A 24189-nucleotide genomic window follows, 5' to 3' on the forward strand; every position below is an offset into this window, starting at 1 on the left:
GCCGATGAGTTAGGGCTTTTTTGTTTTTAGGCGTTGAAAAGCGTTGTCACATGCTCAATATCATAAATATTGCACCAGTAAATAATGCAATTAAAAATATAAATAATACAAATAAAAAAGAGATGTTCTTATGACAACAAACACAACTTCAACCGTACAAGTTCGCTTAATTCAACCTCAAGATAACCCAGAGATCGCGGCGGTTATTCGTGAAGTTTCCGCTGAACATGGGCTAACCGCCGATAAAGGTTTTGCAGTCGCGGATCCTATTTTAGACACGCTGTATGAAGTGTATAGCAAACCACGCAGCGCATACTGGGTGGTAGAAATGGACGGTAAAGTGGTTGGCGGCGGCGGTATTTCACAAGTCGCCGGTGGTGATGAGCATACCGCTGAATTACAAAAAATGTATCTCTCATCTGTACTGCGCGGAAAAGGTTTAGCCAAGCAAATCGTTTCAATGTCTTTAGAATTTGCTAAGCAGCAAGGCTATACCCGCTGTTACTTAGAAACCACCAAAGAGTTACAAGCCGCCATTAAACTGTATGAAAAACTGGGCTTCGATTTTATCGACGAGCCATTAGGCAATACTGGTCATAGTGACTGTGAAATTCGCATGCTAAAAGCGCTGTAATGTTCATTTATTATATGAAGAAAGAGTTAGAAGGCTGATATAAAAACAAAAAAGCACTGACGATATTTTCATTCAGTGCTTTTTTTATTTTTCAATTCAGCTAACCAGTCATTAAACTAAATAAAAAATCTGAGAACAAAATTATTTTTATCAATAATGCAGATTGCCTTAGTGAAAAACTCGCTTTCATCATCCTCGATGAATAATTGCATTATTTAATGCATTAATAACATCATCAATATATTTTCGATCCTTACTTGATAATGCTTGAGACTCACCAGATGCACTGTTTAAAAAAACGATATATTCTGGCTTAATCGCTCTAAACCACAATACACCTAAAATAATTAAAATAGCGCCAACCAAGAAGCTGGTTGCAGTTCCATTTATTAGAGCAATTGCACCAATAATGCACATAATGATAGGTGCTACTTTAGAAGGGTTCGTTTCTCCACGTTTAACTGAAGTCACTCCATTCATGGCATATGTTGTTGATCCCACAATAAACCTTGAATTAGTAATGCTAACATTACCATTACTATAAAAATCTTTTTCTTCCATTTCATCCATCCATATAAAAATTAATAATCATTTTTTTGCATTCGGATTATATTCGATAATACATAAAAACATAAGCGATATTAATATTTAAATTTAATCCGCTTGTCAATACAGGCTGAAATTACCCTTATGCATTGAAAAAATTGAATACAACCATAAAAAACAATAAATATAATTTATTGTTTCCATTCACAATCAAAAATATAAAATTTTTATTCTATATATGATGAAGACAAGATTAATAACCTTCTCATCCTTAAAATACGAATACGCTTTTCGTCAAATAGCCCTAAAAATGAGATTAAAACTGACAATCATGCAATAAGAGTGCCCACTCAACAAAGCCAATTTGCTATACAATGATAACGGATTTTTAAAAATTACTTTTAACAACCAATACAATAATCGACGTTATATATTCTGAATGCCAACATCAATAATATGGCTGATATAAAAACAAAAAAGCACTGACGATATTCTCAATCAGTGCTTTCTTATCTTTCAATACGGCGGTATAACCGCTTATTGAAATTTGAAGAATTAATTAGTGAACGCGTTTTTCGGACTCATCATCCCTTTCGTCGTCACCCTCTTCATCATCATATTCTGCGTCTGGATCTTCAAAATAGGTGCCCCAACCATCGTAGTTCACACCCATTTTTTCTGCTAATTTCATTAGCTGATCCACTTGTGCGTCAATCAGTTCTGCATTTAATGCGCTTTCACTGATCACATCGCAGCACAGTAGGGTTTCACCCGTTTCGACTTCCAGCTCTTCCGCATCAGTGACTTCATAACCCAGTTTGAATGCTTCAACAGCCGCTTTTTCTAACAATTCAAAATTGTCCGCAGAGAAGTGATGCTCAATCGCGTACAGCGCATCAGGATCACTTCCATCTTCCAGTAACTCTTCAATGATCAGGCGAGTTTCTTCGTACTGCGCATCAAATTCAGCTTTATCTACCATTTCCACACCCCTTGTTCCGTGGTATTAGTCTCGGGCTCATTCTCCCATAGGGTCGAAGGTGAAACCATACCTAATGAAATAATTTCTTTTGCTTGAGGGGTTGATTTTGAATTTTTATGAATATAAATTGAATATTAATTCAATTATAAAAGGCTGTAATTTATGAATCCCCTACATGGAAAGCATTTTTTAAGATTATTGGATTTTACCTCTAACGATATTCATGCATTATTAAAACTCTCCGCTTGGCTAAAATCAGTCAAAAAATCTGGCACTGAGCCACCTTTATTATCGGGTAAGAATTTTGCACTGATCTTCGAGAAAGATTCCACACGGACGCGCTGCGCATTTGAAGTGGGCGCTTTCGATCAAGGTGCGAGAGTCACTTATCTCGGGCCATCTGGCAGCCAGATTGGGCACAAAGAGACCATGAAAGATACCGCCAGAGTGCTGGGGCGGATGTACGATGGTGTGCAATATCGGGGTTACGCACAAAGCACCGTCGAAACATTAGCGCTGCATGCGGGAGTGCCTGTCTGGAATGGTTTAACTAACGAATTCCATCCCACACAGTTATTAGCCGATTTGCTCACCATTCAAGAACATAAACCCAATACGCCGCTTTCTGACATCAAATTCGCCTACCTCGGGGATGCGCGTAACAATATGGGGAATTCTCTGTTAGAAGCCGCCGCATTAACAGGTATGGAACTGCGTTTAGTGGCACCAAAAAGCTGTTGGCCAGAGGCTGAATTAATTGAAGAGTGCCAGAAAATCGCCAAAACCACCGGCGGAAAAATTATTCTGACTGAAAACGTAGCGGAAGGCGTTAAAGACGCTGATTTTCTGTATACCGATGTCTGGGTTTCGATGGGGGAACCTAAAGAAGTGTGGGCTCAGCGCATCGCCTTAATGAAGCCGTACCAAGTGAATATGGACGTGATCAAACTGACAGGTAACCCAGACGTGAAATTCTTGCACTGCCTGCCAGCATTTCATAATGAAGACACCACATTAGGCGCTCAGCTCGCCAAAGAGTTTAATCTTTATGGCGGTCTGGAAGTAACGGAAGAGGTGTTTGAATCCCCTTACAGTATCGTCTTCGACCAAGCGGAAAACCGCCTGCATACTATTAAAGCGGTGATGGTGGCGACCCTCACCCCAGAACTTCCTGTCAATTTGTATTAAGCAATAAACCAAGTAGGAGACTGACATCCCTACTTGGTCATTTCATTCAAGCGCTGTTTTTCGCTCAATGCTCAATTCACTTTATTAGAATATAATTTTTCATCCATTTTATATTGACCCGTCTATAGGTAGAGGGTTTAACGTAACTGAATGATGAACAAATGATTAAAAACATGCTTACAGTCTCTCAATTAGCTCACCGCTTTGATTTATCACGAAGCACCCTTCTTTATTACGAAAAAATGGGTTTACTCACACCCACATTTTTTTCAGAAAATGGCTATCGATGGTACGGCGAGCATGAAATAGAGCAACTTTCTAAGATTATATCCTATCGTTCCTATGGGCTATCAATCGCCAATATTCAGTTGCTTTTACAATCAGTGGATACCTCTCAAGCTCAAGTTTTAGAGAACCATTTTTGTTCATTACAGCAAGAAATCCGTAAATTACGTGAACAACAAAAAGCCATTATTGAGTTGTTTAAAAAATCCATTCTATCTAAGGAGAAGTTTGTGAATAAAGCGAAATGGGTCGAGATCATGATCGCAGCGGGTCTGTCTAAAGAAGATATGATCAAATGGCATCAAAAATTTGAAGAAATAGAGCCTCAAGAACACCAAAAATTTTTAGAGTCACTCGAGATCTCCGCTGAAGAGATAGCCGCTATACGCGCGTTGTAGTTTTCAAATAACCAGGGGCGCTCAGTTTGTCCGTGTTATTTTCGACCAAGTGGAGCCCCCACTTGGTCAATGGCGATTTACGGTCTTTTACCTTTTGCTAATCTCGTGTTGATTTCATCAATCACACGAGGAAGATCCGCTAACGTATCAATCACATAATGCGCACCCGCCGCATACAGTTTGTCCGCAGCCTGCTGACGTAACGGGGAAATTTCCCCTTGGCTCATGCTTTGATATTCAGCCCATGTTTTACCAAATTCATTACCCGAAATAGCCAGACCAATACTCCACATTCCCGCATTGCGCCCCTCTTCAATACCCGGCACCGCATCATCCACCTTCACACAATGGGAGACGGAATTGACCGCCAATTCAATCACATTTTGCAACGCCATCCACGGCCCCGGGCGTCCGCCAGCCACTAGGTCATCACTGGCAATCCAGTAATCGGGCTGATAACCCAACTTCGCGGCTGCCGGAACCAACTTTTCCATCACCGCCCTTGGGTAACCTGAACAGGAGCCTATTTTGATCCCCTGCTCACGTAACCTTGCGATAGTCTCTACAACCCCATCAATGGGCGCAGCAAAATCGACAACTTTGGCAATCTGTAATGGCATAAACGTTTGGTAGATAGCATCGATATCTTCGCTGGTCATTGAGCGCCCAAACATTGCCTGCCACATGGCATCAATCTCTGGTAATTTTCCTAACGCTTCAATATGTTGCCATTTTCCTAATCCCATCGGGATACGGGCTTGTGCCAGTGTAATATCAATCTCAAATGCAGTTTTGAACGCTTCGATAAAAATCTGGGTCGGCGCAAAAGAGCCAAAATCCACCGTCGTTCCCGCCCAATCCAAAATAACAGCTTCAATACGGTTCATGGTTAATCCTTATTTTTCCAATACATAGCATTCTTAATTGCCACCAATAGCGCATCAATATTGTGTGGATACACTTCCCCAATATTGCCAATGCGGAAACAATCGCTTTTTGAAACCTTACCCGGATAGATCACAAACCCTTGGGCTTTAAGCTGCTGATAAAATTGGCTGAATTGATAATCTTCGGAGTCTGGTGAGTAAAATGCGGAGATAATCGGCGATTGTTGGTCATCATCTAATAACGTGCGAAATCCTAACTGGCGCATACCTTCCACCAGCTTGCGCTGATTTTGCTGATAACGCTGGAAACGGGCATTCACGCCACCTTCTTGGGCTAGCTCTTTCAAGGCTTGAGCGAAAGCCAGCACCGTGTGTGTTGGGGAAGTAAAGCGCCATTTTCCATGAAATTCCTCCATGCAGCGCCATTGCGCATACAGGTCAAGGGACAAGGAACGGGAGCGCCCTGCACATTTTTCCAATTCGCAGGTACGGGCTATCACAAACCCAAACCCCGGAACCCCTTGGATACATTTGTTGGCCGAGCTGATCAGAAAATCAATATTCAGCGCCCCCACATCCAGAGGGATCCCTCCGAAACTGCTCATCGCATCCACGATATAGCGTTTTTGATAGCGCTTGGCTAATACCGCCACTTGCTCTATCGGGTTCAAAATCCCAGTGGTGGTTTCACAATGCACCATCGCAATATGGCTGATTTGGCTATCTTGCTGTAGAAGGTGCTCAATCGCCGCCACATCGGGTTTTGCCACTTCACCGCAATCATAAACATGGTGAGAAATACCCATCAATTGCGCCATTTCTGCCATGCGTGCGCCATAAGCGCCATTGCTGACAATCAGGATTTTATCTTGCGGCGCAAGTACAGAACCCAGCACCGCTTCCACGGCGTAGCTCCCACTCCCTTGGAGTAACACACTGGTATACCCCGCTTGTGTTGTTGCTAATTCGACTAACTGCTGACGAATACGTTGCACCACACCCAAGTTGTAATCATCGTCCCATGTGCAGCTATCAAACAGCATTGCCTCTTTCACAGTTTGTGACGTCGTCAAAGGCCCCGGCGTTAACAGCAGATATTGATTTGTTGTCATTTAAACTCACCATTGGTCTATACCAGATTGGCATTATAATGACGGCAGATGAACAAGAAGGTCAAAGGAAAAGACGCCCTGCAACAAAAAATTCATATTGGCGTGTATAATGGATAAAAAATTTTGCGACGAAAAACGGATACATTATCGATGGATGAACAGCCACAGTACCTTCTTATCAAAGCTCAATTACAAGCAAGAATTCAGAGCGGCGCGCTGAAAAGTGGCGATAAACTGCCCTCTGAGCGCGAACTGTGTGCCATCTTCAATACCACGCGCGTCACTATTAGAGAAAGCTTGGCACAGCTAGAATCTAGCGGTGCCATTTACCGTTCTGAACGCCGTGGCTGGTTTGTGACTCCCGAGCGTTTATGGCTTGATCCAACACAAAATACCAACTTCCATAAACTGTGTTTAGAACAAAGCCGCCAACCCAAAACCAAGTTGTTAGAGGGAAAAGTCGTCACTGTGCCTGTCGAAGCCATGACGCCACTGCAATTGCAGCCTTTCGAACAAATTTACCTGCTCACTCGCCTGCGTTATGCGGATGACCGCGCCGTTTGCTACAGTGAAAACCATTGTCTTCCCGCTCGAGTACCTGAGCTATTAAGCCATGATTTGAATGGCAGCCTCACCGAAGTGTATGAACAGCACTACGGGTTGATTTATACCAGTATGCACTTATCATTTTATCCCACAGCCATGCCACCGCAGGCGGCCAGCGCATTAAGGGTTGCAGTCGGTCGTCCAGCCCTGCTATTGCAACGTTTAAACTACGATCAGCACGGGCGAATTCTGGATTATGATGTGGAATATTGGCGTCATGATAGCCTACGAATCGAGGTAGATACCCTCTAATCTCCACGCTCAAAAATAAATTTTTGCTTTCTCGGTAGATTTCATTTTTTTGTCACATAAACCCGTTAGCGTAAAAACACTGGTATATACCAGATAACTTTAACGACTAACTGGAGATCTGGAGATGAAACGTAAAATGAAACCTACCCCTCTTGCTGTGTTACTCCTTGCCGCCCTGAGCTCTACCTCAGTTTGGGCTGCGCCTGTCGTCACGGTTTACTCCGCAGATGGTCTTCATGATGGCAATAACAGCTGGTATCAGGCTCAGTTTAATGCCTTTACTCAGCAAACAGGGATTAAAGTGCAGTACGTCGAAGGTGGCTCAGGTGCCATCGTTGAGCGTTTAGCCAAAGAGCGCACTAACCCGCAAGCGGATGTGCTCGTCACCGTTCCCCCATTTATCCAACGTGCCGCCAAAACTGAATTGCTGGCAAAATTCACGCCAGATGCCGCGGTAAGTATTCCTAACTCAACGGAGTACTACACCCCCATCGTGAATAACTACCTAACCTTTATCTATAACGACAAACTGCTAAAAGCTCCACCAGCAACGTGGAATGAACTCCTCGACGCCCGTTTTAAAAATAAGCTGCAATACTCCACACCGGGACAAGCGGGAGATGGTACCGCCGTCATGCTGCAAGTGTTTCATAGCTTTGGTGGCAAAGAGGCCGGTTTTGATTACCTCGGTAAGCTACAAGCCAACAACGTCGGCCCATCCGCCTCAACAGGGAAATTAACCGCGTTAGTCAACAAAGGCGAGCTGTACATCGCAAATGGTGATTTGCAGATGAATCTTTCCCAAATGGAACGCAATCCGAACGTGAAAATCTTTTGGCCCGCCGATGGAAAAGGCGAACGCAGCGCGCTGGTTCTGCCTTATGTGGTTGGCTTAGTAAACAACGGTCCTGAAACTGAAAATGGCAAAAAGCTGATTAACTTTCTGTTAGACAAACAAGCCCAAAGCCACGTTAGCGAACTGTCATGGGGAATGCCTGTACGCTCAGATTTGACGCCAAACGATCCACAATTCCACAAAGCCACTGAAATCCTCAAAGGCGTCAAAACATGGCAACCGAATTGGGACGATGTTGCAGCGTCCCTTTCGAACGATATTACCCGTTGGCACAAAGTCACCGAAAGCGAGTAAGTGAATTATGTTGATGAAAAGAAAGACAGAAACACCAAGCCCGCGCACTGACCATTCAGGCATTGTGCTGGAGTCTTTACGGGTTTCTTACCATAACAATGTGGTGCTTAAGCCGTTATCTCTGACCATCGAACCTGGTGAAATACTGGTGTTGATTGGCCCTTCAGGCTCCGGTAAAACCACCGTGTTACGGTCAATCGCGGGTTTTGCACAACCGGACAGCGGGCGCATTTTAATGGGTGACACGGATATCACCCACCTTCCCCCGTATCAACGGGGGCTCGGCATGGTAGTACAGAACTACGCCCTCTTCCCGCATATGAAAGTGGAAGATAATGTTGCCTTTGGTTTACGCGCCCAAAAACAGCCTAAAGCGCTGGTCAAAGAGCGCGTGGCGGAGGCATTAAACATTGTCGGTATGAGCGACTATGCCGCTCGTTATCCGCACCAGTTATCCGGTGGACAGCAGCAGCGCGTTGCCATCGCTCGCGCCATAGCCGTTCGCCCTCGAGTGCTTTTGCTCGATGAGCCGTTATCTGCCCTCGATGCCCAAATTCGCCATAATATGGTGGAAGAGATTGCAAGGCTGCACCGCGAATTACCTGAGCTAACCATTTTGTACGTCACCCATGATCAAACCGAAGCCCTCGCTTTAGGGAATAAAATTGGCATCATGAAAGATGGCTATTTGGTGGCACACGGGGAGAAAAATGCCCTGTATCATCGCCCGCCTAACCGCTTTGCCGCCGAGTTTTTAGGGCGCGCCAATATTTTGTCTGCAACCACCTTGGGCTTTTCTTCAGTACCTGCCCAAGTCAGTGTGAGCTGTGGCGGTACGCTCATTGAAGCGCAAACCCAAGGAATGCAGCACAACAGCCACAAATTAATCTGTATTCGCCCACAGCATATTAGCCTCACCCCACGAGAAGATACCTCAAACCAGTTACACGCCACCTTACAGTCCATCCGCTGGCAGGGGGATATTACCCATTTATTGTGTGATGTTGCGGGGGAAAAAGTGACGGTCGCTGTTACCCATTTATCCCCGTTACCGCAAGCAGGCGATAAACTCACACTGTGGTTTTCTCCCTCTGATACTGTGTTGATTGAGGAATAATATGTCGGCTATCAACCTGTCTAAGCCATCATCCATAAACCTAAAACCGTTTTATTGGATAGCGCCACCGCTGCTCGTTTTAGCGACGTTATTTTTTTACCCACTGATGCTGATTGGTGAGCAAGCCATTCAAAGCCCCACTGGCGGCTTAAGCTTAGAAACGTTCTGGCAAGTGATTGAATCTCGCCGATTTATTAGCGGGCTATTCAATACACTACAAATTGCCTTTTTTGCCACCCTAGGTTGCTTGGTGCTTGGCTCGGTTCTATCCCTGATTCTGGTGTTTATTCCTTTTCCCGGAAGCCGTTTTATTACCCAAGTCATTGATACTTTTATCGCACTGCCGACGTTTCTGATCACTCTCGCGTTTACCTTTATTTATGGTTCGGCGGGGTTACTTAATGGCACATTAATGGCGCTGTTTGATTTTGAACTGCCTCCCGTGGACTTTTTATACTCAATTAATGGCGTGATTTTGGCGGAGATCACTGTCTTTACGCCGCTGGTGATGCGCCCACTCATGGCGGCACTGCGCCAAATCGATAAGAACCAGTTAGAAGCCGCCAGCATTTTAGGGGCACACCCTGCCCGCGTTATCAGCCAAGTGATTTTCCCTGCGGCGCTTCCTGCATTACTCGCAGGTGGCAGCTTATGTTTGCTGCTGACCACCAACGAATTTGGCATCGTGCTGTTTATCGGGGCAAAAGGAGTGAATACCTTGCCGATGATGGTCTACAGCAAAGCGATTCTAGAATCTGATTACAGCGTCGCATGCATGATAGCGCTGATTAATATTTTACTGTCTGTCGGGCTATTTAGCCTGTATCGCATGGCAACAACCCGTTTCGGAGTGAAAAAATAACCATGTTAATTTGGACTAAAACTGGGCGAGCCATTTCAACCGCCATCGCCATCACGCTGTTTTCTTGCTTGTTTTTGCTGCCATTGGTGATGATTTTAATGTCCAGCTTTAGCCAACAATGGAACAGTATTTTGCCAACTGGCTTTACCTTCGAACATTTTGTGAATGCGTTTCAAGGGCCCGCATGGGAAGCAATTTTATCCAGCCTAATGATTGGCTTTTGCGCCAGTCTATTTGCGCTGTTTTGCGGTTTGTGGGCAGCCCTTGCCTTACGCCGCCATAGCGCCCGAATACAAAAATATCTGGGGATCGCGTTCTATTTACCGAGTGCCATTCCATCGGTGTCGATTGGATTAGGGATTTTAGTGGCATTTAGCCAAGGCTATTTGCAGATGAACGGCACCTTTTGGATTGTGTTTTCCGCTCATTTTGTTCTGATTTCAGCATTCACCTTCAGCAATGTCTCGACTGGGTTAACCCGCATTTCCGCAGATATTGAGAATGTGGCATTCAGTTTAGGTGCTTCCCCGTGGTATCGCCTGTGCCATGTCACCCTACCGCTATTGATGCCGTGGATGATTTCCGCTGTCGCCTTGAGCCTGTCATTATCCCTCGGAGAATTAGGTGCCACGATGATGCTGTATCCCCCAGGCTGGGCAACTTTGCCAGTGTCAATTTTCAGCCTTACCGACCGAGGAAATATCGCCGACGGTTCCGCACTGACCATCGTCCTCGTGGCGATCACGCTGTTGTTGATGATGAAGCTGGAGAGAGTGGCAAAGAGATTGGGGCAGAGGTAAGTAGCGAAAAGATAAAAGCAAAGCCCTAAATGGGCTTTATTAATGTAATGGTTATATCCAATAAATTAAACACTAATTTAATAACTATGGCTGCAACCAATCTTCTAGTTTCAATCCCAATACTCGTGAAAACTCTCGGGTATTGTTAGTCACCAATATAGAGTTAGTTGCTAATGCATGACCGGCTATTGCAGTATCATTATTGCCAATAGGCGTTCCGGCTTCCGATAATGCTTTCTTAATTGCCGTTGTTGCATCAATTGCATCTTTATCCCAAGTAAGAACGCCATCAAGACGCTCACAAAATGCATCGACTAAAAAATTATGCTTAAGTGAGGCTTTTTTACCTATCGCCCCAAAGCGCATTTCTGAATAAGTAATCGCAGAAATAACAATAGAATGTCGATGCATAACACAATCTTGCAGTCTCTGTAGTAGATACATGGGTTGCTCTCTCATAATGAAAGAGCAAATATTGGTATCAAGCATGTAGAGTTTTGTCACAAAACTATCCTTCCATCTTCAATCACGTCTTCACGTTCAAGTAAGAAATCTTTGTCTGCTTTATCTTCATCTCTTAGTGATAGCCAATTAGGTTTGACTGGACGAAGAATAATACGATTCCCTTCACGACTAATCTCTAATTCATTTACACCTTCAAAATCAATATCTTTAGGTAAACGAACTGCGCGATTATTACCATTTTTAAATACAGCAACAATTTTAGTTACCATAATTCCTCCTCAAATGCCGAAAGAATAAACATATGTTAAGTATATGCCCACTTAGACATATGTCAACATATGCCAAAACCAAAAAAATTCATTTTTCTGTTAGCAAACGCTTGCGTCATTATGCCACACGCGTATAATGCGCCACAATTTGCCGGGAGAAACCATGAACGCTGCTGCTCTATTTTTGAAAGAGAACACCGACACCGCACTGCCATCACGCGGTCTAGGCAGCCTGTTTTTCCCCGCCGTATTTTCTAAGAAGCCCCTCAATGAGGGGCTTTTTTTTGGCCTACTAGATAGCAAGTCTTGCTGATACAGGAGAATCACGATGCCGAATCCGTTATATCACCGCGACATAATCTCAATTAACGATTTAGATAAAACCGACCTTGAATTAGTCCTTAAAGTGGCTGCTTCATTAAAGCAGCAACCTCAACCTGAGTTTCTGAAGCATAAGGTTATCGCTAGCTGTTTCTTCGAAGCATCGACACGTACCCGCCTGTCATTCGAAACCGCCATTCATCGTTTAGGGGCATCTGTCGTCGGCTTCTCCGATAGCGCCAACACCTCATTAGGTAAGAAAGGCGAGACGCTTGCAGACACCATTTCCGTTATCAGCCAGTACGTGGATGCGATTGTGATGCGCCACCCGCAGGAAGGTGCCGCGCGTTTAGCCAGCCAGTTTTCTGGTTCGGTTCCGATTATCAACGCAGGCGATGGCTCTAACCAGCACCCTACCCAAACCCTGTTAGACCTGTTTACTATCCAAGAAACTCAAGGTCGCTTAGATAACCTGAAAATCGCGATGGTCGGTGACCTGAAATATGGCAGAACAGTGCATTCACTGACTCAAGCGCTATCGAAGTTTGAAGGAAACCACTTCTACTTTATTTCCCCTGAAGTGTTATCGATGCCGGCTCATATCCTGAATATTCTGGATGAAAAAGGCGCGACTTACAGCCTGCATAACAATGTCGATGAAGTGATCCCTGAAGTGGATATTCTGTATATGACTCGCGTTCAAAAAGAGCGCTTAGACCCATCAGAATATGCCAACGTCAAAGCGCAATTTATTCTGCGCGCCCAAGACCTGCACAGTGCCAAAGATAATTTAAAAGTACTGCACCCGCTTCCGCGTATCGATGAAATTACCGTGGATGTCGATAGCACCCCTTACGCTTATTACTTCCAGCAAGCAGGGAATGGGATTTACGCGCGCCAAGCGCTGCTGTCTCTGGTATTAAATAAAGAACTGGCAATCTGAGGAGAAGACCATGACACACGACCATAAATTACAAGTTGAAGCCATCCGTTGCGGCACTGTCATCGACCATATCCCTGCTCAAATTGGGTTCAAATTACTGAAGCTGTTTAAGCTCACCAAAACCGATGAACGCATCACTATCGGGCTCAATTTACCCTCCAGCAATATGGGTAAAAAAGACATTATCAAAATCGAAAATACCTTTTTAACCCCGGAACAAGCTAACCAATTAGCGATGTATGCGCCGGAAGCTACCGTTAATCGCATTGAAGATTATCAAGTAGTCGAAAAATTAGACCTGAAATTACCAGAGCAAATCGACAGCGTATTAGTGTGCCCAAACAGCAACTGTATTAGCCATAATGAGCCCGTTTCCAGCAGTTTCCGCATTAAAAAACGCGCGAAACATGTGGCATTAACCTGCAAATTCTGTGAAAAAGAGTTCGATAGAGACGCCGTGATCAATAATCAGTAAGGTATTTAGGCGTAGACTGCGTCTTTGTGTGGATGCCGTTCCATGTCTATAATAGCGTCCAAACCCTTTTTTACGTGATAAACGGAGAAATTATGTCATACGAAATCAGCACCGAAAATGCACCAGCCGCTATTGGTCCTTACGTTCAAGGCGTCGATTTAGGCAGTATGGTTATGACTTCAGGTCAAATTCCTGTTGATCCAAAAACCGGTAATGTCCCTGAGGATATCGCAGCACAAACTCGTCAGTCACTGGCAAACGTAAAAGCGATTTTAGAAAAAGCAGGTCTGGGCGTTGCTAACATCGTAAAAACCACCGTTTTTGTGAAAGATTTAAATGATTTCGGTACCGTTAACGCCACTTACGAAGAGTTTTTTAAACAACATAATGCGCCATTCCCTGCGCGTTCTTGCGTTGAAGTTGCGCGTCTGCCAAAAGATGTGAAAATCGAAATCGAAGCTATCGCAGTACGTAAATAGTTTTATTCAGTTTCAGATTGTCAGTCTGATAGCCTGCTAACCCATTGTCAGCAGGCTTTTTTCTTTATATGAAAGCTGTCCACCTAGATATGAAAACAGCCCACCTAAAAATATCAATCCACTTTTAGGCTATTCTCTGTATCCCAAAGTGCCCTTCTCTTTTTCTCGCTGTTTTGTCACGATACCCCTCGGGATATATCCGCAACATCACTTTATGACTTATTCAATTCAGGACTATGTTTAGCCCCTGCGGATACCTATATGCAAAATAAAATACGTTTATTACTACTCAGCCTGTCACTGGCTGTATTTGGCGTGATCACCACCGAAGTCGCGGTGATTGGTTTATTGCCACAATTAACTCAGCAGCTTCATATCACAGCGCCACAAGTTGGTTTTCTCGTCAGTATCTACGCGGTGGTGGTTGCCATTTCAGGGCCCTTTATCACATTATTGCTCGGGCGTTTTAATCGCAAAACCGTTCTATTGGTCATCATGATGCTATTTATTATTTCCAATAGCATTTATGCCCTCACCGAAAATTATCACATGATTTTAGTGTTTCGAGTCTTACCCGCACTAACCCATGCGGTCTTTTTTGCCATCGCCCTAAACCTTGCTGCCAATGCCATGCCACCCGAAAAATCCGCCAAGGGCGTGGCTATTGTGTTTTCCGGTGTCGCGGTGGGGATGGTTTTGGGGCTGCCGCTCAGTGCCTTTATTGCGGAAGCATTCTCCCTGACTGCCGCCTTTTGGTTCGGCGCTTTAACCAGTTTGCTGGCATTTATGGGAATCGCTATTCATGTACCGTCGACTCCCGTAACTACACCGCTGAAAGTCCGTGAACAAGTGGCGATTTTAAAACGTTTGCCTGTTTGGTTATGCATATTGACGGTGACATTGATTTTCAGTGCGATGTTCGCCAGCTTCAGCTATATCGCCGATTATTTGATTAAAATTACTGGGTTTTCGAACAATGCGACCAGCACGCTATTGGTGGTGTTCGGCGTCAGTGGGTATATCGGTAACTTTATTTTTAGCCACTTTCTACAACGCAGCCAAATTGCGACCACCTTGCGTTACCCCGTGTTATTCGGGATGATTTATTTCGCGGTTTGGCTCTTTGGTCATCAGCCGATAGTGATGGTGGTGTTGGTGATTTTATGGGGTGCTTTCCATACATCTGGTTTAATTATCAGCCAAAGTTGGTTAATGAAAGAAGCCAATTCAGCCCCTGAGTTTGCCAATAGCCTGTATATTTCATTCTCAAATTTAGGGATTACCATTGGCACTATGATCGGTGGCTGGGCAATTTTATATGCGGGGATTGCTGCCATTATTTGGGTGGGAATTGCCTTCACCGTGCTGGCATTGTTCAGCATCTGGGTAAAAGTGAAACTAACCCATTCGGTACCAGCACTCGCTTGCCATTCCCTTAATTAAATTGCCCTTTTTTTGCCGCCTGAAGCAACATATCAATCACATAGCGTGTTTTTGGCGGCATACTACGCCCTTTCGGCCACAATAGATTAATCGGCGTTTCATAGCCTTCTGACTCTGGCAAAATACGCTGTAATTGCTGTTTTCTAAGATAACTATCGACCAACCATAATGGCAACTGAGCAATCCCTTTTCCTTGCAGCACCGCTTGGAGCATCGCATCGCCATCAGCGAGTTCATAAAAAGGGGGTGGTGCATACTGGATAACAGCTCCTTCTTCACATAAGCGCCAATAGAAAGGTGCACCTTGGCGGATCCCCACAATGCAGCGATGATTTTCCAGCTCTTGAAGATGCTGTGGCACCCCGTATTTTTCAAGATACTTTGGCGACGCACACAGAACTTGGTTTTGTATGGTTAACTGCCGAGCCACAAGATGGGCACTATCCGGTAAAGGGCCAATACGCACCATTAAATCCAGACCTTCCTCGAGGGCATCCACAAATTGCTCATTAAACGAAACGCTCAACATCAATTGGGGCTGCTCATCCATCAATTGCATCAAAATAGGCATAATGCATTTGCGCCCAAATGCGGCAGGGAGATCTAGGCGCAGCTTACCCATCAAGGTATTGGTATTCTCTTGGAGCTGTTGACCGGCTTTATCTAATAAATCCAGCGCGGCTGAGCATTCATGGAAGTAGCGCTCCCCTTCCGTCGTGAGCGAAATTCCCCGCGTGGTTCGGATTAATAGGCTAATACCCAAATGTTCTTCGAGCTTAGTGACACGCTTGCCAACGGCGGATTTGGTGATCCCTAAGCGCTCTGCCGCTTCCGTGAAACTCCCTGATTGAACCGTCGCCACAAATGCAGTAATACCGGTGAGTGAATGGATGGGGATCATAATGCGCTTTTTAACCTCATCAACTGCTAGCCTGCTGCTTTTTTTTTCGATTGATTCATTCTAGAGCAAATCCCCAAACCCTTAAATCAATCTCTAAATTTAATTAATTCCTGCCCGTTTGATATTCATATAAATTATTTTTTTCTTTGTTTTAAATCAAATTACCGTCATCTAAAAAAAGGCAATATCCTACATATTGTGCTTTAATTAATTCACTAGACACTATATATAGTAAAAATTCACATTTCTTTCACAGGGATGCCCCATACTGATAAAAGATAATGGACGCTATCGCCAGTCCTGTGAGGGATTTAATAAGGAGTATGACGGTGAAAACGGTGGTTATAAAACGAGATGGTTGTCAGGTCAATTTTGATCTCCCACGTATTCAAGAAGCGGTACGACGTGCGGCCGCTGCTGTGGACGTCAAAGATGATGATTATTGCCTACAAGTTGCCACGGTTGTCTCTGAGCAGTTGTGCAATCGCGAAAAAGTGGATATCGCTGAGATCCAAGATGCTGTCGAAGACCAGCTTATGTCGGGGCCTTACAAGGATCTGGCTCGAGCCTATATTGAATACCGCCATGACAGAGACAGCGAACGCGAAAAACGCAGCCAACTTACTCACGAGATCCGCGGCCTAATTGAGCAAAGCAACTTATCCTTACTCAATGAAAATGCGAACAAAGACAGTAAGGTGATCCCAACCCAGCGTGATTTATTAGCCGGGATCGTCGCTAAGCATTATGCCAAACAGCATATTTTGCCGCGCGATGTTGTACTTGCTCATGAAAAGGGTGAAATTCACTATCATGATCTCGATTATGCCCCTTTCTTCCCGATGTTTAACTGTATGCTTATCGACCTTGATGGCATGTTAACCAACGGTTTTAAGATGGGAAATGCAGAAATCGAGCCACCAAAATCTATTTCTACTGCCACTGCCGTTACTGCACAAATTATTGCCCAAGTGGCTAGCCATATTTATGGCGGAACCACCATTAACCGCATTGATGAAATTTTGGCTCCTTACGTCGCTATCAGCCATGAAAAACACTTAAAAGTCGCCAACGAATGGAAAATTGCTGACGCCGAAGCTTACGCCCAAAGTCGCACAGAAAAAGAGTGTTACGATGCGTTCCAATCCTTAGAGTATGAAGTGAATACACTGCATACCGCGAATGGGCAAACTCCCTTCGTCACCTTTGGCTTTGGGTTAGGTACAACCCAAGAAGCACGACTTATCCAGCAATCGATTCTCAAAAACCGCATTGCGGGATTGGGCAAAAACCGCAAAACCGCTGTTTTCCCAAAACTCGTGTTTGCCATCAAAGATGGTCTGAATCATAAATACGGCGATCCTAACTATGATATCAAACAGTTAGCCTTAGAATGCGCAAGCAAACGCATGTATCCAGACATCCTCAATTACGATCGCGTGGTTGATGTCACGGGTTCCTTTAAAACACCGATGGGCTGCCGCAGTTTCTTGGGTGTCTATGAAGAAGATGGCAAACAAATTCACGATGGACGCAATAACATTGGTGTAATCAGCTTAAACTTACCGCGCATCGCGCTGGAAGCTCAAGGTAGTGAAGAAGCATTTTGGGCGCTTCTCGATGAGCGTTTAGCCATCGCTAAAAAAGCATTAATGACCCGCATAGCACGCTTAGAAAATGTCAAAGCCCGTGTTGCCCCTATCTTATACATGGAAGGTGCCTGCGGCGTTCGCTTAAAAGCCAATGACAGCGTAGCTGAAATTTTCAAACATGGACGCGCTTCAATTTCATTGGGTTATATTGGGTTGCACGAAACTATCAATGCCCTATTTGGCACACAAACTCATGTGTATGACAGCGAGCAATTGCGCGAAAAAGCGGTCGCTATCGTCAATCGTCTGCGCCAAGCCACTGACGAATGGAAAGCCCAAACGGGCTACGGTTTCAGCTTATACAGCACGCCGAGCGAAAATCTGTGCGACCGTTTCTGCCGCTTAGATACCGCTGAATTTGGCGTTATTGATGGCGTAACCGACAAAGGCTACTACACCAATAGCTTCCACTTAGATGTGGAAAAACAGGTTAATCCTTACGATAAAATCGATTTTGAGCAGCCGTATCCGGCGCTCGCCAATGGCGGTTTTATCTGTTACGGCGAATACCCGAACTTACAGCACAACCTCAAAGCCCTCGAAGATGTTTGGGATTACAGCTATCAGCATGTTCCTTACTACGGCACCAACACGCCAATCGACGAATGCTATGACTGCGGTTTTTCCGGTGAGTTTTCCTGTACCAGCAAAGGCTTTACCTGCCCAGCTTGCGGCAACCATGATACTAACCGCGTTTCCGTGATCCGCCGTGTCTGTGGCTATTTAGGCAGCCCAGATGCACGACCGTTTAATGCGGGTAAGCAAGAGGAAGTGAAGCGCCGTATCAAGCACTTGGGTAATGGACAGCTCGGTTAACAGCGGATAAATACCATGAATTATCACCAATATTATCCTGTGGATGTGGTAAATGGCCCCGGTACCCGCTGCACATTGTTTGTCTCGGGCTGCGTTCATCAGTGCCGAGGCTGCTATAACCAAAGCACATGGCGAGTGGATTCCGGTATTCCTTTTACCCAAGAGATGGAAGACCAAATTATCCAAGATTTGCAGGATACGCGTATTCGTCGCCAAGGGCTTTCCCTCTCAGGGGGCGATCCTTTGCACCCCGCTAACTTGCCCGCTATTTTAGCGTTAGTGAAGCGAGTGAAAGCCGTCTGCCCAGATAAGGATATCTGGATGTGGACGGGGTATAAACTGGATGAGTTGACACTAGAACAGCAAAAAGTGGTGAGTTTGGTCAATACGTTGATTGATGGAAAATTCGAACAGACACTGTACGACCCTGCGCTGCTGTGGCGCGGCAGCAGTAACCAAGTCATTCATCGGCTACGTTAAGCCTCACGCAGCCTAAGCTTCACGCAACCAATGTAATTTGGTACCAAACCCCAGCGTGTTATCCACCATTTTCACCGTCTGTAATTGGAGCTGCCAAATCGGCAGCTTCGCCTCTAGGGCAACAGGAAATCGCTGGCAATAAAATGCTTTCTGCACATCCGCCTCTTCACCGTCAAATTGGCGAATTTCTCCCACAAATTGAATACCTTGAATTTTACCCACTTGCTTAGTTTGTGCAGAGATAGTCCCTGCCACTTGAGGGTTTTCCTGCATTAATTGACCGTGCTGCGAATCGGGGGATGTCATGAAAATTAAACGCATATTTTGGCGGTCAAAGGCGTAATAGCAACTGGCAGCCCAAATATCATCTTGATGAGAGGTAAACAGGGAAAAAACGTGTTGGCGAGCAATATAGCGCTGGATATGTTGTAAGGTGTTTTCGGGTGTCATTGCGAATGTCCATGTTAGACCGTTCAGAACACGCCCATAAAAATGGCTGGGCGTGCTTAAGCTGTTCTGAACGTTATCTGTACTTAGTTCGCACTACTATACGCTAAATCTTTCTAGCATTTCCTTGAATAATTAGATTTTTAATCTCATAAACTCAAGGTTTTTACTCTAATCATTGTGACCTTTTACTTTAAATAATTCGAGTTGCAGCTAGGCGGCAAGTGAACGAGTCGCTAGGAGCATACACTAGTATGTGACTAGTGGGAGTGAACGCAGCCAACAACGCTGCGGCTCGAAGTATGACGAGTAAATCTGACGAGTAAAATTATTTATAGATTGCTGCTGTACCATTCATCTCATTCTCACCGCTTGCAGAAATCACACGGAAAGATTTTGCGCCAGCTTCATCAGCTTTTTTGGCTAATTGTGCAGTCAGGTCATTTACACTTGCAGCACCACTTACAGACACATAACCGACTGCTGGCTCGCTAGCTTGTCTAACTTCTTCAGCCGCCATTGAACCAAATGATACAGCACCTAAAGCTAAAGCAGCAGCAAATAATGTTGATTTTTTCATGGTAAACTTCCTCATTGTATGTTTGATATTTACAGGGGTTTTTTCGTGTTTCCCTGTGATATGGATCATACTATGCGCTTTATTCTGAGATGAAAATTAGCTAATTTTGCTATAGTTATTCAAAATAATTGAACAACAACCTATATTGAGGTTACAAATTTGTGACAGCTTTATATCATTTTTTATTTATAATTTAGTATGTTATAAACTTTATGATCCGCGAGAAAATTCGCTGGAAGCCAACTAAATTCTCCTTATAAATCAGCACAGAATGCTAAATTCAATAATAAGAAAAACAAAATGACACAGCAAAATTGGTCTCTTTACTTAATTCGGCAAAAAAATAACGCGTTATATTGTGGGATCACCATCGATGTTCAGCGGCGTTTTAAACAACATGAAGCGGGAACAGGTGCAAAGGCGCTAAAAGGCAAAGCGCCTTTAACTCTCGTTTTTCATTGTGCTGCGGGGGATCGTTCTGAAGCGTCTCAATTAGAGCATCGAGTTAAGCAATTGAGTAAGCAGGAAAAAGAAAGGCTGGTCACTGACCAGCCTGAGGATTTACAGCATTATTTAGCGGTTTATACATTGTCAAAATGCGATGAGTAAGTGACTTCGCCTTTATGCTGGTCAATTGCGCCATTTTCGAGTCCATAGACAAGAAAATGTTTTTGTAGACTTGGCCATTGGCAACGTAATTCGTGGTTGGAAGCGGGTTCAAAACCAAAACGTCCGTAGTAACCCTCATCACCGAGAACGACGACAGCTCCATAACCAAATTCATTTAAGCTATCTAACCCTTCATAAACCAATTTTTCCGCGATACCTTGGCCTTGATAAGCTTTTTTAACGGCTAATGGGGCGAGTCCTACCCATTGAACATCTTCACCATTCACATCAACAGGGGTAAACCCGACATAGCCAATAACTTCGCCGTCATCGTTGGTTGCCACCACACCGAGGGTCAATAACCCATCTTCACGCAGGTGCTGAACAAGATCTGCCTCACCCTCAGTTGGGAAGGTTTCACGTAATAGCGTGTCGATACCCATGGCATCAACCGGGATTTCTACACGTATCAGCATGAGGTTAACACAGGCGTTTTATGCTCTGCGTCCTCATTGTCTTGCACCATTTTAATCACATCAGCGAGCTGTAATAGACCAAAGCGCAACGGCGCAGGCATATTTTCAATTTCGAAGGCATCCATCAGGTTTTTAACATACAAACCTAATTCAGTATCCCCCTCAATCACCAAACGGCGTTGGAAAAAGAGCGTATCGGGATCTTCTTTGCGGGCAGCAATCAAGACCAGATCATTGGCATTGCCGCTGACACTGACATCCGGTTCAGCCTGCTTCTGTACCACCAGCTGACCCTCTTGTAAGCTGATAAACCAAACAAGCTCTAAATCTCGGATCTCAACTTTCAGCCATTTCCCTTCCAGAAAATCGAGTTCGCCTTCTTTAACAGATTCACGAAACTGCCAACTTAATAGTTGTTCGAGTATTTGACGCTGTACGACAAATGGGGTCACTTTCAATGGAAACTTCAAAAATGAAGGGCCTTGAGTGATCAGTTGAGAACGAATTTTACCAAACACAGTACTAACTCCCGTATCAATTATCTGTCCATCTCGCATGACTACTGGTTAAAGCAGCTGCTTGGACAATTTAATACCTATAATGACAATGATTATAGATAACATTGATGTGTAGATGTAAAGATAGTCAGAGATATATCGTTATTTATTCGATATAAGGACATATTTTGCCAAAAAATAACGTGATGATACCGATCCTATATCAATCTTTATCCATCTCGCCAATATTTATTTCCAATAATCTCTACACTTTTATAATAGTCACGAAATAACTATCTCGCCTACAACATTCCAAGCTTCTCTGCGCTAAATCAAAACCTCTACCAAACCCCTTGTCTAGAATGACCAATTGCTAAATTTTTATACAGAGAAAAAGCTAATGGAATTACTCTGCCCTGCGGGGAATTTACCTGCCTTAAAAGCCGCTGTTGATAATGGTGCCGATGCAGTGTACATCGGACTCAAAAATGACACTAACGCGCGCCACTTTGCAGGTTTGAATTTTACGGAAAAAAATCTGCATGAAGCAGAGCGTTATATCCACCAGCGTAAACGTAAATTGCATATTGCGATAAACACCTTCGCTCACCCTGATGGTTATCAACGCTGGCAAAACTCTGTTGATTTAGCGGCTGACTTAGGGGCCGATGCCCTGATCCTCGCCGACATTGCTATGTTAGAGTACGCAGCCAATAAATACCCGCATATTGAACGCCACGTTTCTGTGCAAGCTTCCGCGACAAACACAGAAGCTATTCGCTTCTATGAGCGTAACTTTCAGGTGCATCGCGTGGTACTCCCTCGCGTGTTATCAATTCACCAAGTTAAACAACTCGCCAAAACCAGTCCTGTACCGCTGGAAGTATTTGCTTTTGGTAGTCTGTGCATTATGGCTGAAGGTCGCTGTTATCTTTCTTCCTACTTAACGGGTGAATCACCGAATACCGTCGGCGCTTGCTCTCCCGCACGTTTTGTTCGTTGGCAACACACTGAAAATGGTATGGAATCCCGCCTCAATGATGTGCTGATCGATAGCTACAAAAAAAATGAAAACGCCGGTTATCCTACGCTGTGTAAAGGGCGCTATGTGGTGGATGATCAGAAATATCATGTGCTTGAAGAGCCCACCAGCCTCAATACCATTGAGTTACTCCCAGAGCTAATGAGTGCCAATATCGCTTCGGTAAAAATTGAAGGCCGTCAGCGTAGCCCTGCCTATGTCACCCAAGTGACCAAGATTTGGCGTCAGGCAATCAATCGCTATAAATCCAATCCAGACGGTTTTGTGACGGATCCGAGGTGGCTCAAAGCCCTTGGCGACCTTTCTGAAGGCAGCCAAACCACCCTTGGTGCGTATCACCGTAAATGGCAATAACTGGCGCAAATCATTCATCAGCATGGATTAATGGGTAACATAATGAAATATGCATTAGGCTCAGTACTGTACTACTGGCCAACATCAACCTTACAGGATTTTTATCAGCAGGCAGCAAACAGTGACGCGGATATTATTTATCTCGGGGAAACGGTGTGTAGTAAACGCCGTGATATGAAACCCAATGACTGGATTGACCTCGCTAAGCAGCTGGCGGGAAACGGTAAACAAATTATTCTTAGTACCCTTGCACTGTTACAAGCGCCCTCTGAGTTGAAAGAAATTATTAAGTTAGTCGATAATGGCGAGTTTTTGATTGAAGCGCACGATTTTGGTGTCGTCAACATGCTGGCAGAACGCAAATTGCCTTTTGTCGCAGGTCACGGGCTTAACTGCTATAACGCCCCCTCTCTGAATATTTTGCTACGCCAAGGCATGATGCGCTGGTGTATGCCCGTTGAGCTTTCCCGTGACTGGCTGGTGAATTTGCTCAATCAATGTGAAGAGTTAGGTATTCGCGATAAGTTTGAAGTGGAGGTTTTCAGCTACGGCCATTTACCGTTAGCCTATTCAGCCCGCTGTTTTACGGCGCGCTCGGAAAACCGCCAGAAAGATGAGTGTGAAACCTGCTGCATCAATTACCCGCAAGGGCGTAAAGTACTTTCCCAAGAGCAGCAGCAAGTGTTCACGCTTAATGGTATTCAAACCTTGAGCGGCTATTGCTATAACTTAGGCAACGATATTTCATCCATGCAGGATTTGGTGGATATTGTGCGGGTTTCCCCTGAAAGCCTTGAGTCCCTCGATGTGATTAAGCAGTTTAAAGCCAACCAACATGGACAGTCCCCACTTCTCATTCCCGACCAAAGCTGTAATGGCTATTGGCGTAATATTGCTGGATTGACTCTAGAGGCGTGATGGGATTTTGCTATTTATGAGAGGCTCTTTATTGAGCCTTTTCATTCCATGGTCAATCACTAACAAAAACCTGCGCAATTCTTCATCAATAACCTGCCTATACCCAGAATATCCCCCAAACAGATACGGAGTTATCTCCTTTGAATTCAGTTGACGTGCTGTAGATTAGATAAGCAACCAAACTCACAGACTCATAAGGAAAT

General features: G+C 44.4%; 28 protein-coding genes. 17 read left to right on the forward strand and 11 right to left on the reverse strand.

What is annotated here, in order from left to right; all coding sequences use genetic code 11:
• Positions 1-130: 130 nt before the first annotated feature.
• The gene (locus LDO73_RS16180; RefSeq protein WP_224059395.1) at positions 131-634 is read left to right on the forward strand and encodes a GNAT family N-acetyltransferase; all 504 of its coding nucleotides are present in this window, start codon (positions 131-133) and stop codon (positions 632-634) included.
• 189 nt (positions 635-823) lie between these two features.
• Here LDO73_RS16180 and LDO73_RS16185 read toward each other — a convergent pair whose 3' ends face one another.
• Positions 824-1195: a DUF6232 family protein gene (locus LDO73_RS16185; protein ID WP_224059396.1), complete on the reverse strand. Its 372-nt coding sequence runs from the start codon at positions 1193-1195 to the stop codon at positions 824-826.
• 544 nt (positions 1196-1739) lie between these two features.
• Entirely contained in the window at positions 1740-2162 is a 423-nt protein-coding gene (rraB, locus tag LDO73_RS16190; protein ID WP_224059398.1) for a ribonuclease E inhibitor RraB, read from the reverse strand.
• 162 nt (positions 2163-2324) lie between these two features.
• On the opposite strand from rraB, the gene argF reads away from it, so the two are divergent.
• Together argF and LDO73_RS16200 are read left to right on the forward strand one after the other, a co-directional pair.
• Complete coding sequence (gene argF, locus LDO73_RS16195) at positions 2325-3350, forward strand: ornithine carbamoyltransferase (protein ID WP_224059401.1); 1026 nt, start codon at positions 2325-2327, stop codon at positions 3348-3350.
• Between the two features lie 173 nt (positions 3351-3523).
• On the forward strand, positions 3524-4033 hold the full coding sequence (locus LDO73_RS16200; protein WP_224059403.1) for a MerR family transcriptional regulator: 510 nt from the start codon (positions 3524-3526) through the stop codon (positions 4031-4033).
• 77 nt (positions 4034-4110) lie between these two features.
• Here the strand turns inward: LDO73_RS16200 and phnX are convergent, their stop codons facing one another.
• Together phnX and phnW are read right to left on the reverse strand one after the other, a co-directional pair.
• The gene (phnX, locus tag LDO73_RS16205; RefSeq protein WP_224059405.1) at positions 4111-4920 is read right to left on the reverse strand and encodes a phosphonoacetaldehyde hydrolase; all 810 of its coding nucleotides are present in this window, start codon (positions 4918-4920) and stop codon (positions 4111-4113) included.
• A gap of 2 nt (positions 4921-4922) precedes the next feature.
• Positions 4923-6032, reverse strand: coding sequence for a 2-aminoethylphosphonate--pyruvate transaminase (gene phnW, locus LDO73_RS16210; protein ID WP_224059407.1), 1110 nt, complete (start codon positions 6030-6032; stop codon positions 4923-4925).
• 150 nt (positions 6033-6182) lie between these two features.
• Here phnW and phnR point away from each other — a divergent pair, with 150 nt between their 5' ends.
• The 5 genes from phnR (at position 6183) to phnV (ending at position 10819) form a co-directional block, all read left to right on the forward strand.
• Complete coding sequence (gene phnR / locus LDO73_RS16215; protein ID WP_224061211.1) at positions 6183-6890, forward strand: phosphonate utilization transcriptional regulator PhnR; 708 nt, start codon at positions 6183-6185, stop codon at positions 6888-6890.
• A gap of 136 nt (positions 6891-7026) precedes the next feature.
• Positions 7027-8040 carry a 2-aminoethylphosphonate ABC transporter substrate-binding protein gene (gene phnS / locus LDO73_RS16220; RefSeq protein WP_224061212.1) on the forward strand — a complete coding sequence of 338 codons (1014 nt, stop codon included), beginning with the start codon at positions 7027-7029 and terminating at the stop codon, positions 8038-8040.
• A 7-nt stretch (positions 8041-8047) separates the two neighbouring features.
• Positions 8048-9157: a 2-aminoethylphosphonate ABC transport system ATP-binding subunit PhnT gene (phnT, locus tag LDO73_RS16225; protein ID WP_224059409.1), complete on the forward strand. Its 1110-nt coding sequence runs from the start codon at positions 8048-8050 to the stop codon at positions 9155-9157.
• Between the two features lies 1 nt (position 9158).
• Entirely contained in the window at positions 9159-10019 is an 861-nt protein-coding gene (phnU, locus tag LDO73_RS16230) for a 2-aminoethylphosphonate ABC transporter permease subunit (RefSeq protein WP_224059411.1), read from the forward strand.
• 2 nt (positions 10020-10021) lie between these two features.
• A complete protein-coding gene (gene phnV / locus LDO73_RS16235) occupies positions 10022-10819 on the forward strand; it encodes a 2-aminoethylphosphonate ABC transport system, membrane component PhnV (protein ID WP_224059413.1) in 798 nt (265 codons plus the stop codon).
• A gap of 84 nt (positions 10820-10903) precedes the next feature.
• Here phnV and LDO73_RS16240 read toward each other — a convergent pair whose 3' ends face one another.
• Together LDO73_RS16240 and vapB are read right to left on the reverse strand one after the other, a co-directional pair.
• Positions 10904-11323 (reverse strand): type II toxin-antitoxin system VapC family toxin, encoded by a 420-nt coding sequence (locus tag LDO73_RS16240; protein WP_224059415.1) that lies wholly within the window; start codon positions 11321-11323, stop codon positions 10904-10906.
• A complete protein-coding gene (vapB, locus tag LDO73_RS16245; protein WP_036949116.1) occupies positions 11320-11553 on the reverse strand; it encodes a type II toxin-antitoxin system VapB family antitoxin in 234 nt (77 codons plus the stop codon). The genes LDO73_RS16240 and vapB overlap by 4 nt, the downstream gene beginning before the upstream one ends.
• A gap of 328 nt (positions 11554-11881) precedes the next feature.
• On the opposite strand from vapB, the gene pyrB reads away from it, so the two are divergent.
• The 4 genes from pyrB (at position 11882) to LDO73_RS16265 (ending at position 15214) form a co-directional block, all read left to right on the forward strand.
• Positions 11882-12817: an aspartate carbamoyltransferase gene (gene pyrB, locus LDO73_RS16250; protein WP_154603006.1), complete on the forward strand. Its 936-nt coding sequence runs from the start codon at positions 11882-11884 to the stop codon at positions 12815-12817.
• A gap of 10 nt (positions 12818-12827) precedes the next feature.
• Entirely contained in the window at positions 12828-13292 is a 465-nt protein-coding gene (gene pyrI / locus LDO73_RS16255; RefSeq protein ID WP_036949112.1) for an aspartate carbamoyltransferase regulatory subunit, read from the forward strand.
• A gap of 92 nt (positions 13293-13384) precedes the next feature.
• Positions 13385-13771 (forward strand): 2-iminobutanoate/2-iminopropanoate deaminase, encoded by a 387-nt coding sequence (gene ridA / locus LDO73_RS16260; RefSeq protein ID WP_036949109.1) that lies wholly within the window; start codon positions 13385-13387, stop codon positions 13769-13771.
• A 261-nt stretch (positions 13772-14032) separates the two neighbouring features.
• Positions 14033-15214, forward strand: a complete 1182-nt coding sequence (locus LDO73_RS16265) for an MFS transporter (RefSeq protein WP_224059416.1) — start codon at positions 14033-14035, stop codon at positions 15212-15214.
• On the opposite strand, the gene LDO73_RS16270 is transcribed toward LDO73_RS16265, so the two are convergent.
• Positions 15207-16115 carry a LysR family transcriptional regulator gene (locus LDO73_RS16270; RefSeq protein ID WP_224059417.1) on the reverse strand — a complete coding sequence of 303 codons (909 nt, stop codon included), beginning with the start codon at positions 16113-16115 and terminating at the stop codon, positions 15207-15209. The two genes, LDO73_RS16265 and LDO73_RS16270, sit on opposite strands and share 8 nt — an antisense overlap.
• A gap of 329 nt (positions 16116-16444) precedes the next feature.
• Here LDO73_RS16270 and nrdD point away from each other — a divergent pair, with 329 nt between their 5' ends.
• Positions 16445-18583 carry an anaerobic ribonucleoside-triphosphate reductase gene (gene nrdD, locus LDO73_RS16275; RefSeq protein ID WP_224059418.1) on the forward strand — a complete coding sequence of 713 codons (2139 nt, stop codon included), beginning with the start codon at positions 16445-16447 and terminating at the stop codon, positions 18581-18583.
• Between the two features lie 15 nt (positions 18584-18598).
• On the forward strand, positions 18599-19063 hold the full coding sequence (gene nrdG, locus LDO73_RS16280; RefSeq protein ID WP_154599693.1) for an anaerobic ribonucleoside-triphosphate reductase-activating protein: 465 nt from the start codon (positions 18599-18601) through the stop codon (positions 19061-19063).
• Between the two features lie 12 nt (positions 19064-19075).
• Here the strand turns inward: nrdG and LDO73_RS16285 are convergent, their stop codons facing one another.
• On the reverse strand, positions 19076-19513 hold the full coding sequence (locus tag LDO73_RS16285) for a YhbP family protein (protein ID WP_224059419.1): 438 nt from the start codon (positions 19511-19513) through the stop codon (positions 19076-19078).
• Positions 19514-19838: 325 nt separating this feature from the next.
• Positions 19839-20090: a multiple stress resistance protein BhsA gene (gene bhsA / locus LDO73_RS16290; RefSeq protein ID WP_154603012.1), complete on the reverse strand. Its 252-nt coding sequence runs from the start codon at positions 20088-20090 to the stop codon at positions 19839-19841.
• 300 nt (positions 20091-20390) lie between these two features.
• Between bhsA and LDO73_RS16295 the strand changes: the two genes are divergently transcribed.
• Positions 20391-20699 carry a GIY-YIG nuclease family protein gene (locus LDO73_RS16295; RefSeq protein WP_224059420.1) on the forward strand — a complete coding sequence of 103 codons (309 nt, stop codon included), beginning with the start codon at positions 20391-20393 and terminating at the stop codon, positions 20697-20699.
• On the opposite strand, the gene LDO73_RS16300 is transcribed toward LDO73_RS16295, so the two are convergent.
• Complete coding sequence (locus tag LDO73_RS16300) at positions 20672-21175, reverse strand: GNAT family N-acetyltransferase (RefSeq protein WP_036949091.1); 504 nt, start codon at positions 21173-21175, stop codon at positions 20672-20674. The two genes, LDO73_RS16295 and LDO73_RS16300, sit on opposite strands and share 28 nt — an antisense overlap.
• A complete protein-coding gene (gene ubiT / locus LDO73_RS16305) occupies positions 21169-21693 on the reverse strand; it encodes a ubiquinone anaerobic biosynthesis accessory factor UbiT (RefSeq protein ID WP_224059421.1) in 525 nt (174 codons plus the stop codon). Before ubiT ends, LDO73_RS16300 begins: the two co-directional genes overlap by 7 nt.
• Positions 21694-22072: 379 nt before the next feature.
• Here ubiT and ubiU point away from each other — a divergent pair, with 379 nt between their 5' ends.
• Together ubiU and LDO73_RS16315 are read left to right on the forward strand one after the other, a co-directional pair.
• A complete protein-coding gene (gene ubiU, locus LDO73_RS16310; protein ID WP_224059422.1) occupies positions 22073-23068 on the forward strand; it encodes a ubiquinone anaerobic biosynthesis protein UbiU in 996 nt (331 codons plus the stop codon).
• 42 nt (positions 23069-23110) lie between these two features.
• On the forward strand, positions 23111-23986 hold the full coding sequence (locus tag LDO73_RS16315) for a U32 family peptidase (protein ID WP_224059423.1): 876 nt from the start codon (positions 23111-23113) through the stop codon (positions 23984-23986).
• Positions 23987-24189: the final 203 nt, after the last annotated feature.

It is taken from the genome of Providencia alcalifaciens (genome assembly GCF_915403165.1).
Taxonomy (GTDB): Bacteria; Pseudomonadota; Gammaproteobacteria; order Enterobacterales; family Enterobacteriaceae; genus Providencia; species Providencia alcalifaciens_C.

What these genes read in the sequence shown, in the direction of transcription:
- LDO73_RS16180 (WP_224059395.1), top strand. Translation starts at nt 131, where the DNA reads ATGACAACAAACACAACTTCAACCGTACAAGTTCGCTTAATTCAACCT.
- LDO73_RS16185 (WP_224059396.1), bottom strand. Translation starts at nt 1,195, where the DNA reads ATGGAAGAAAAAGATTTTTATAGTAATGGTAATGTTAGCATTACTAAT.
- rraB (WP_224059398.1), bottom strand. Translation starts at nt 2,162, where the DNA reads ATGGTAGATAAAGCTGAATTTGATGCGCAGTACGAAGAAACTCGCCTG.
- argF (WP_224059401.1), top strand. Translation starts at nt 2,325, where the DNA reads ATGAATCCCCTACATGGAAAGCATTTTTTAAGATTATTGGATTTTACC.
- LDO73_RS16200 (WP_224059403.1), top strand. Translation starts at nt 3,524, where the DNA reads ATGCTTACAGTCTCTCAATTAGCTCACCGCTTTGATTTATCACGAAGC.
- phnX (WP_224059405.1), bottom strand. Translation starts at nt 4,920, where the DNA reads ATGAACCGTATTGAAGCTGTTATTTTGGATTGGGCGGGAACGACGGTG.
- phnW (WP_224059407.1), bottom strand. Translation starts at nt 6,032, where the DNA reads ATGACAACAAATCAATATCTGCTGTTAACGCCGGGGCCTTTGACGACG.
- phnR (WP_224061211.1), top strand. Translation starts at nt 6,183, where the DNA reads ATGGATGAACAGCCACAGTACCTTCTTATCAAAGCTCAATTACAAGCA.
- phnS (WP_224061212.1), top strand. Translation starts at nt 7,027, where the DNA reads ATGAAACCTACCCCTCTTGCTGTGTTACTCCTTGCCGCCCTGAGCTCT.
- phnT (WP_224059409.1), top strand. Translation starts at nt 8,048, where the DNA reads ATGTTGATGAAAAGAAAGACAGAAACACCAAGCCCGCGCACTGACCAT.
- phnU (WP_224059411.1), top strand. Translation starts at nt 9,159, where the DNA reads ATGTCGGCTATCAACCTGTCTAAGCCATCATCCATAAACCTAAAACCG.
- phnV (WP_224059413.1), top strand. Translation starts at nt 10,022, where the DNA reads ATGTTAATTTGGACTAAAACTGGGCGAGCCATTTCAACCGCCATCGCC.
- vapB (WP_036949116.1), bottom strand. Translation starts at nt 11,553, where the DNA reads ATGGTAACTAAAATTGTTGCTGTATTTAAAAATGGTAATAATCGCGCA.
- pyrB (WP_154603006.1), top strand. Translation starts at nt 11,882, where the DNA reads ATGCCGAATCCGTTATATCACCGCGACATAATCTCAATTAACGATTTA.
- pyrI (WP_036949112.1), top strand. Translation starts at nt 12,828, where the DNA reads ATGACACACGACCATAAATTACAAGTTGAAGCCATCCGTTGCGGCACT.
- ridA (WP_036949109.1), top strand. Translation starts at nt 13,385, where the DNA reads ATGTCATACGAAATCAGCACCGAAAATGCACCAGCCGCTATTGGTCCT.
- LDO73_RS16265 (WP_224059416.1), top strand. Translation starts at nt 14,033, where the DNA reads ATGCAAAATAAAATACGTTTATTACTACTCAGCCTGTCACTGGCTGTA.
- LDO73_RS16270 (WP_224059417.1), bottom strand. Translation starts at nt 16,115, where the DNA reads ATGATCCCCATCCATTCACTCACCGGTATTACTGCATTTGTGGCGACG.
- nrdG (WP_154599693.1), top strand. Translation starts at nt 18,599, where the DNA reads ATGAATTATCACCAATATTATCCTGTGGATGTGGTAAATGGCCCCGGT.
- LDO73_RS16285 (WP_224059419.1), bottom strand. Translation starts at nt 19,513, where the DNA reads ATGACACCCGAAAACACCTTACAACATATCCAGCGCTATATTGCTCGC.
- bhsA (WP_154603012.1), bottom strand. Translation starts at nt 20,090, where the DNA reads ATGAAAAAATCAACATTATTTGCTGCTGCTTTAGCTTTAGGTGCTGTA.
- LDO73_RS16295 (WP_224059420.1), top strand. Translation starts at nt 20,391, where the DNA reads ATGACACAGCAAAATTGGTCTCTTTACTTAATTCGGCAAAAAAATAAC.
- LDO73_RS16300 (WP_036949091.1), bottom strand. Translation starts at nt 21,175, where the DNA reads ATGCTGATACGTGTAGAAATCCCGGTTGATGCCATGGGTATCGACACG.
- ubiU (WP_224059422.1), top strand. Translation starts at nt 22,073, where the DNA reads ATGGAATTACTCTGCCCTGCGGGGAATTTACCTGCCTTAAAAGCCGCT.
- LDO73_RS16315 (WP_224059423.1), top strand. Translation starts at nt 23,111, where the DNA reads ATGAAATATGCATTAGGCTCAGTACTGTACTACTGGCCAACATCAACC.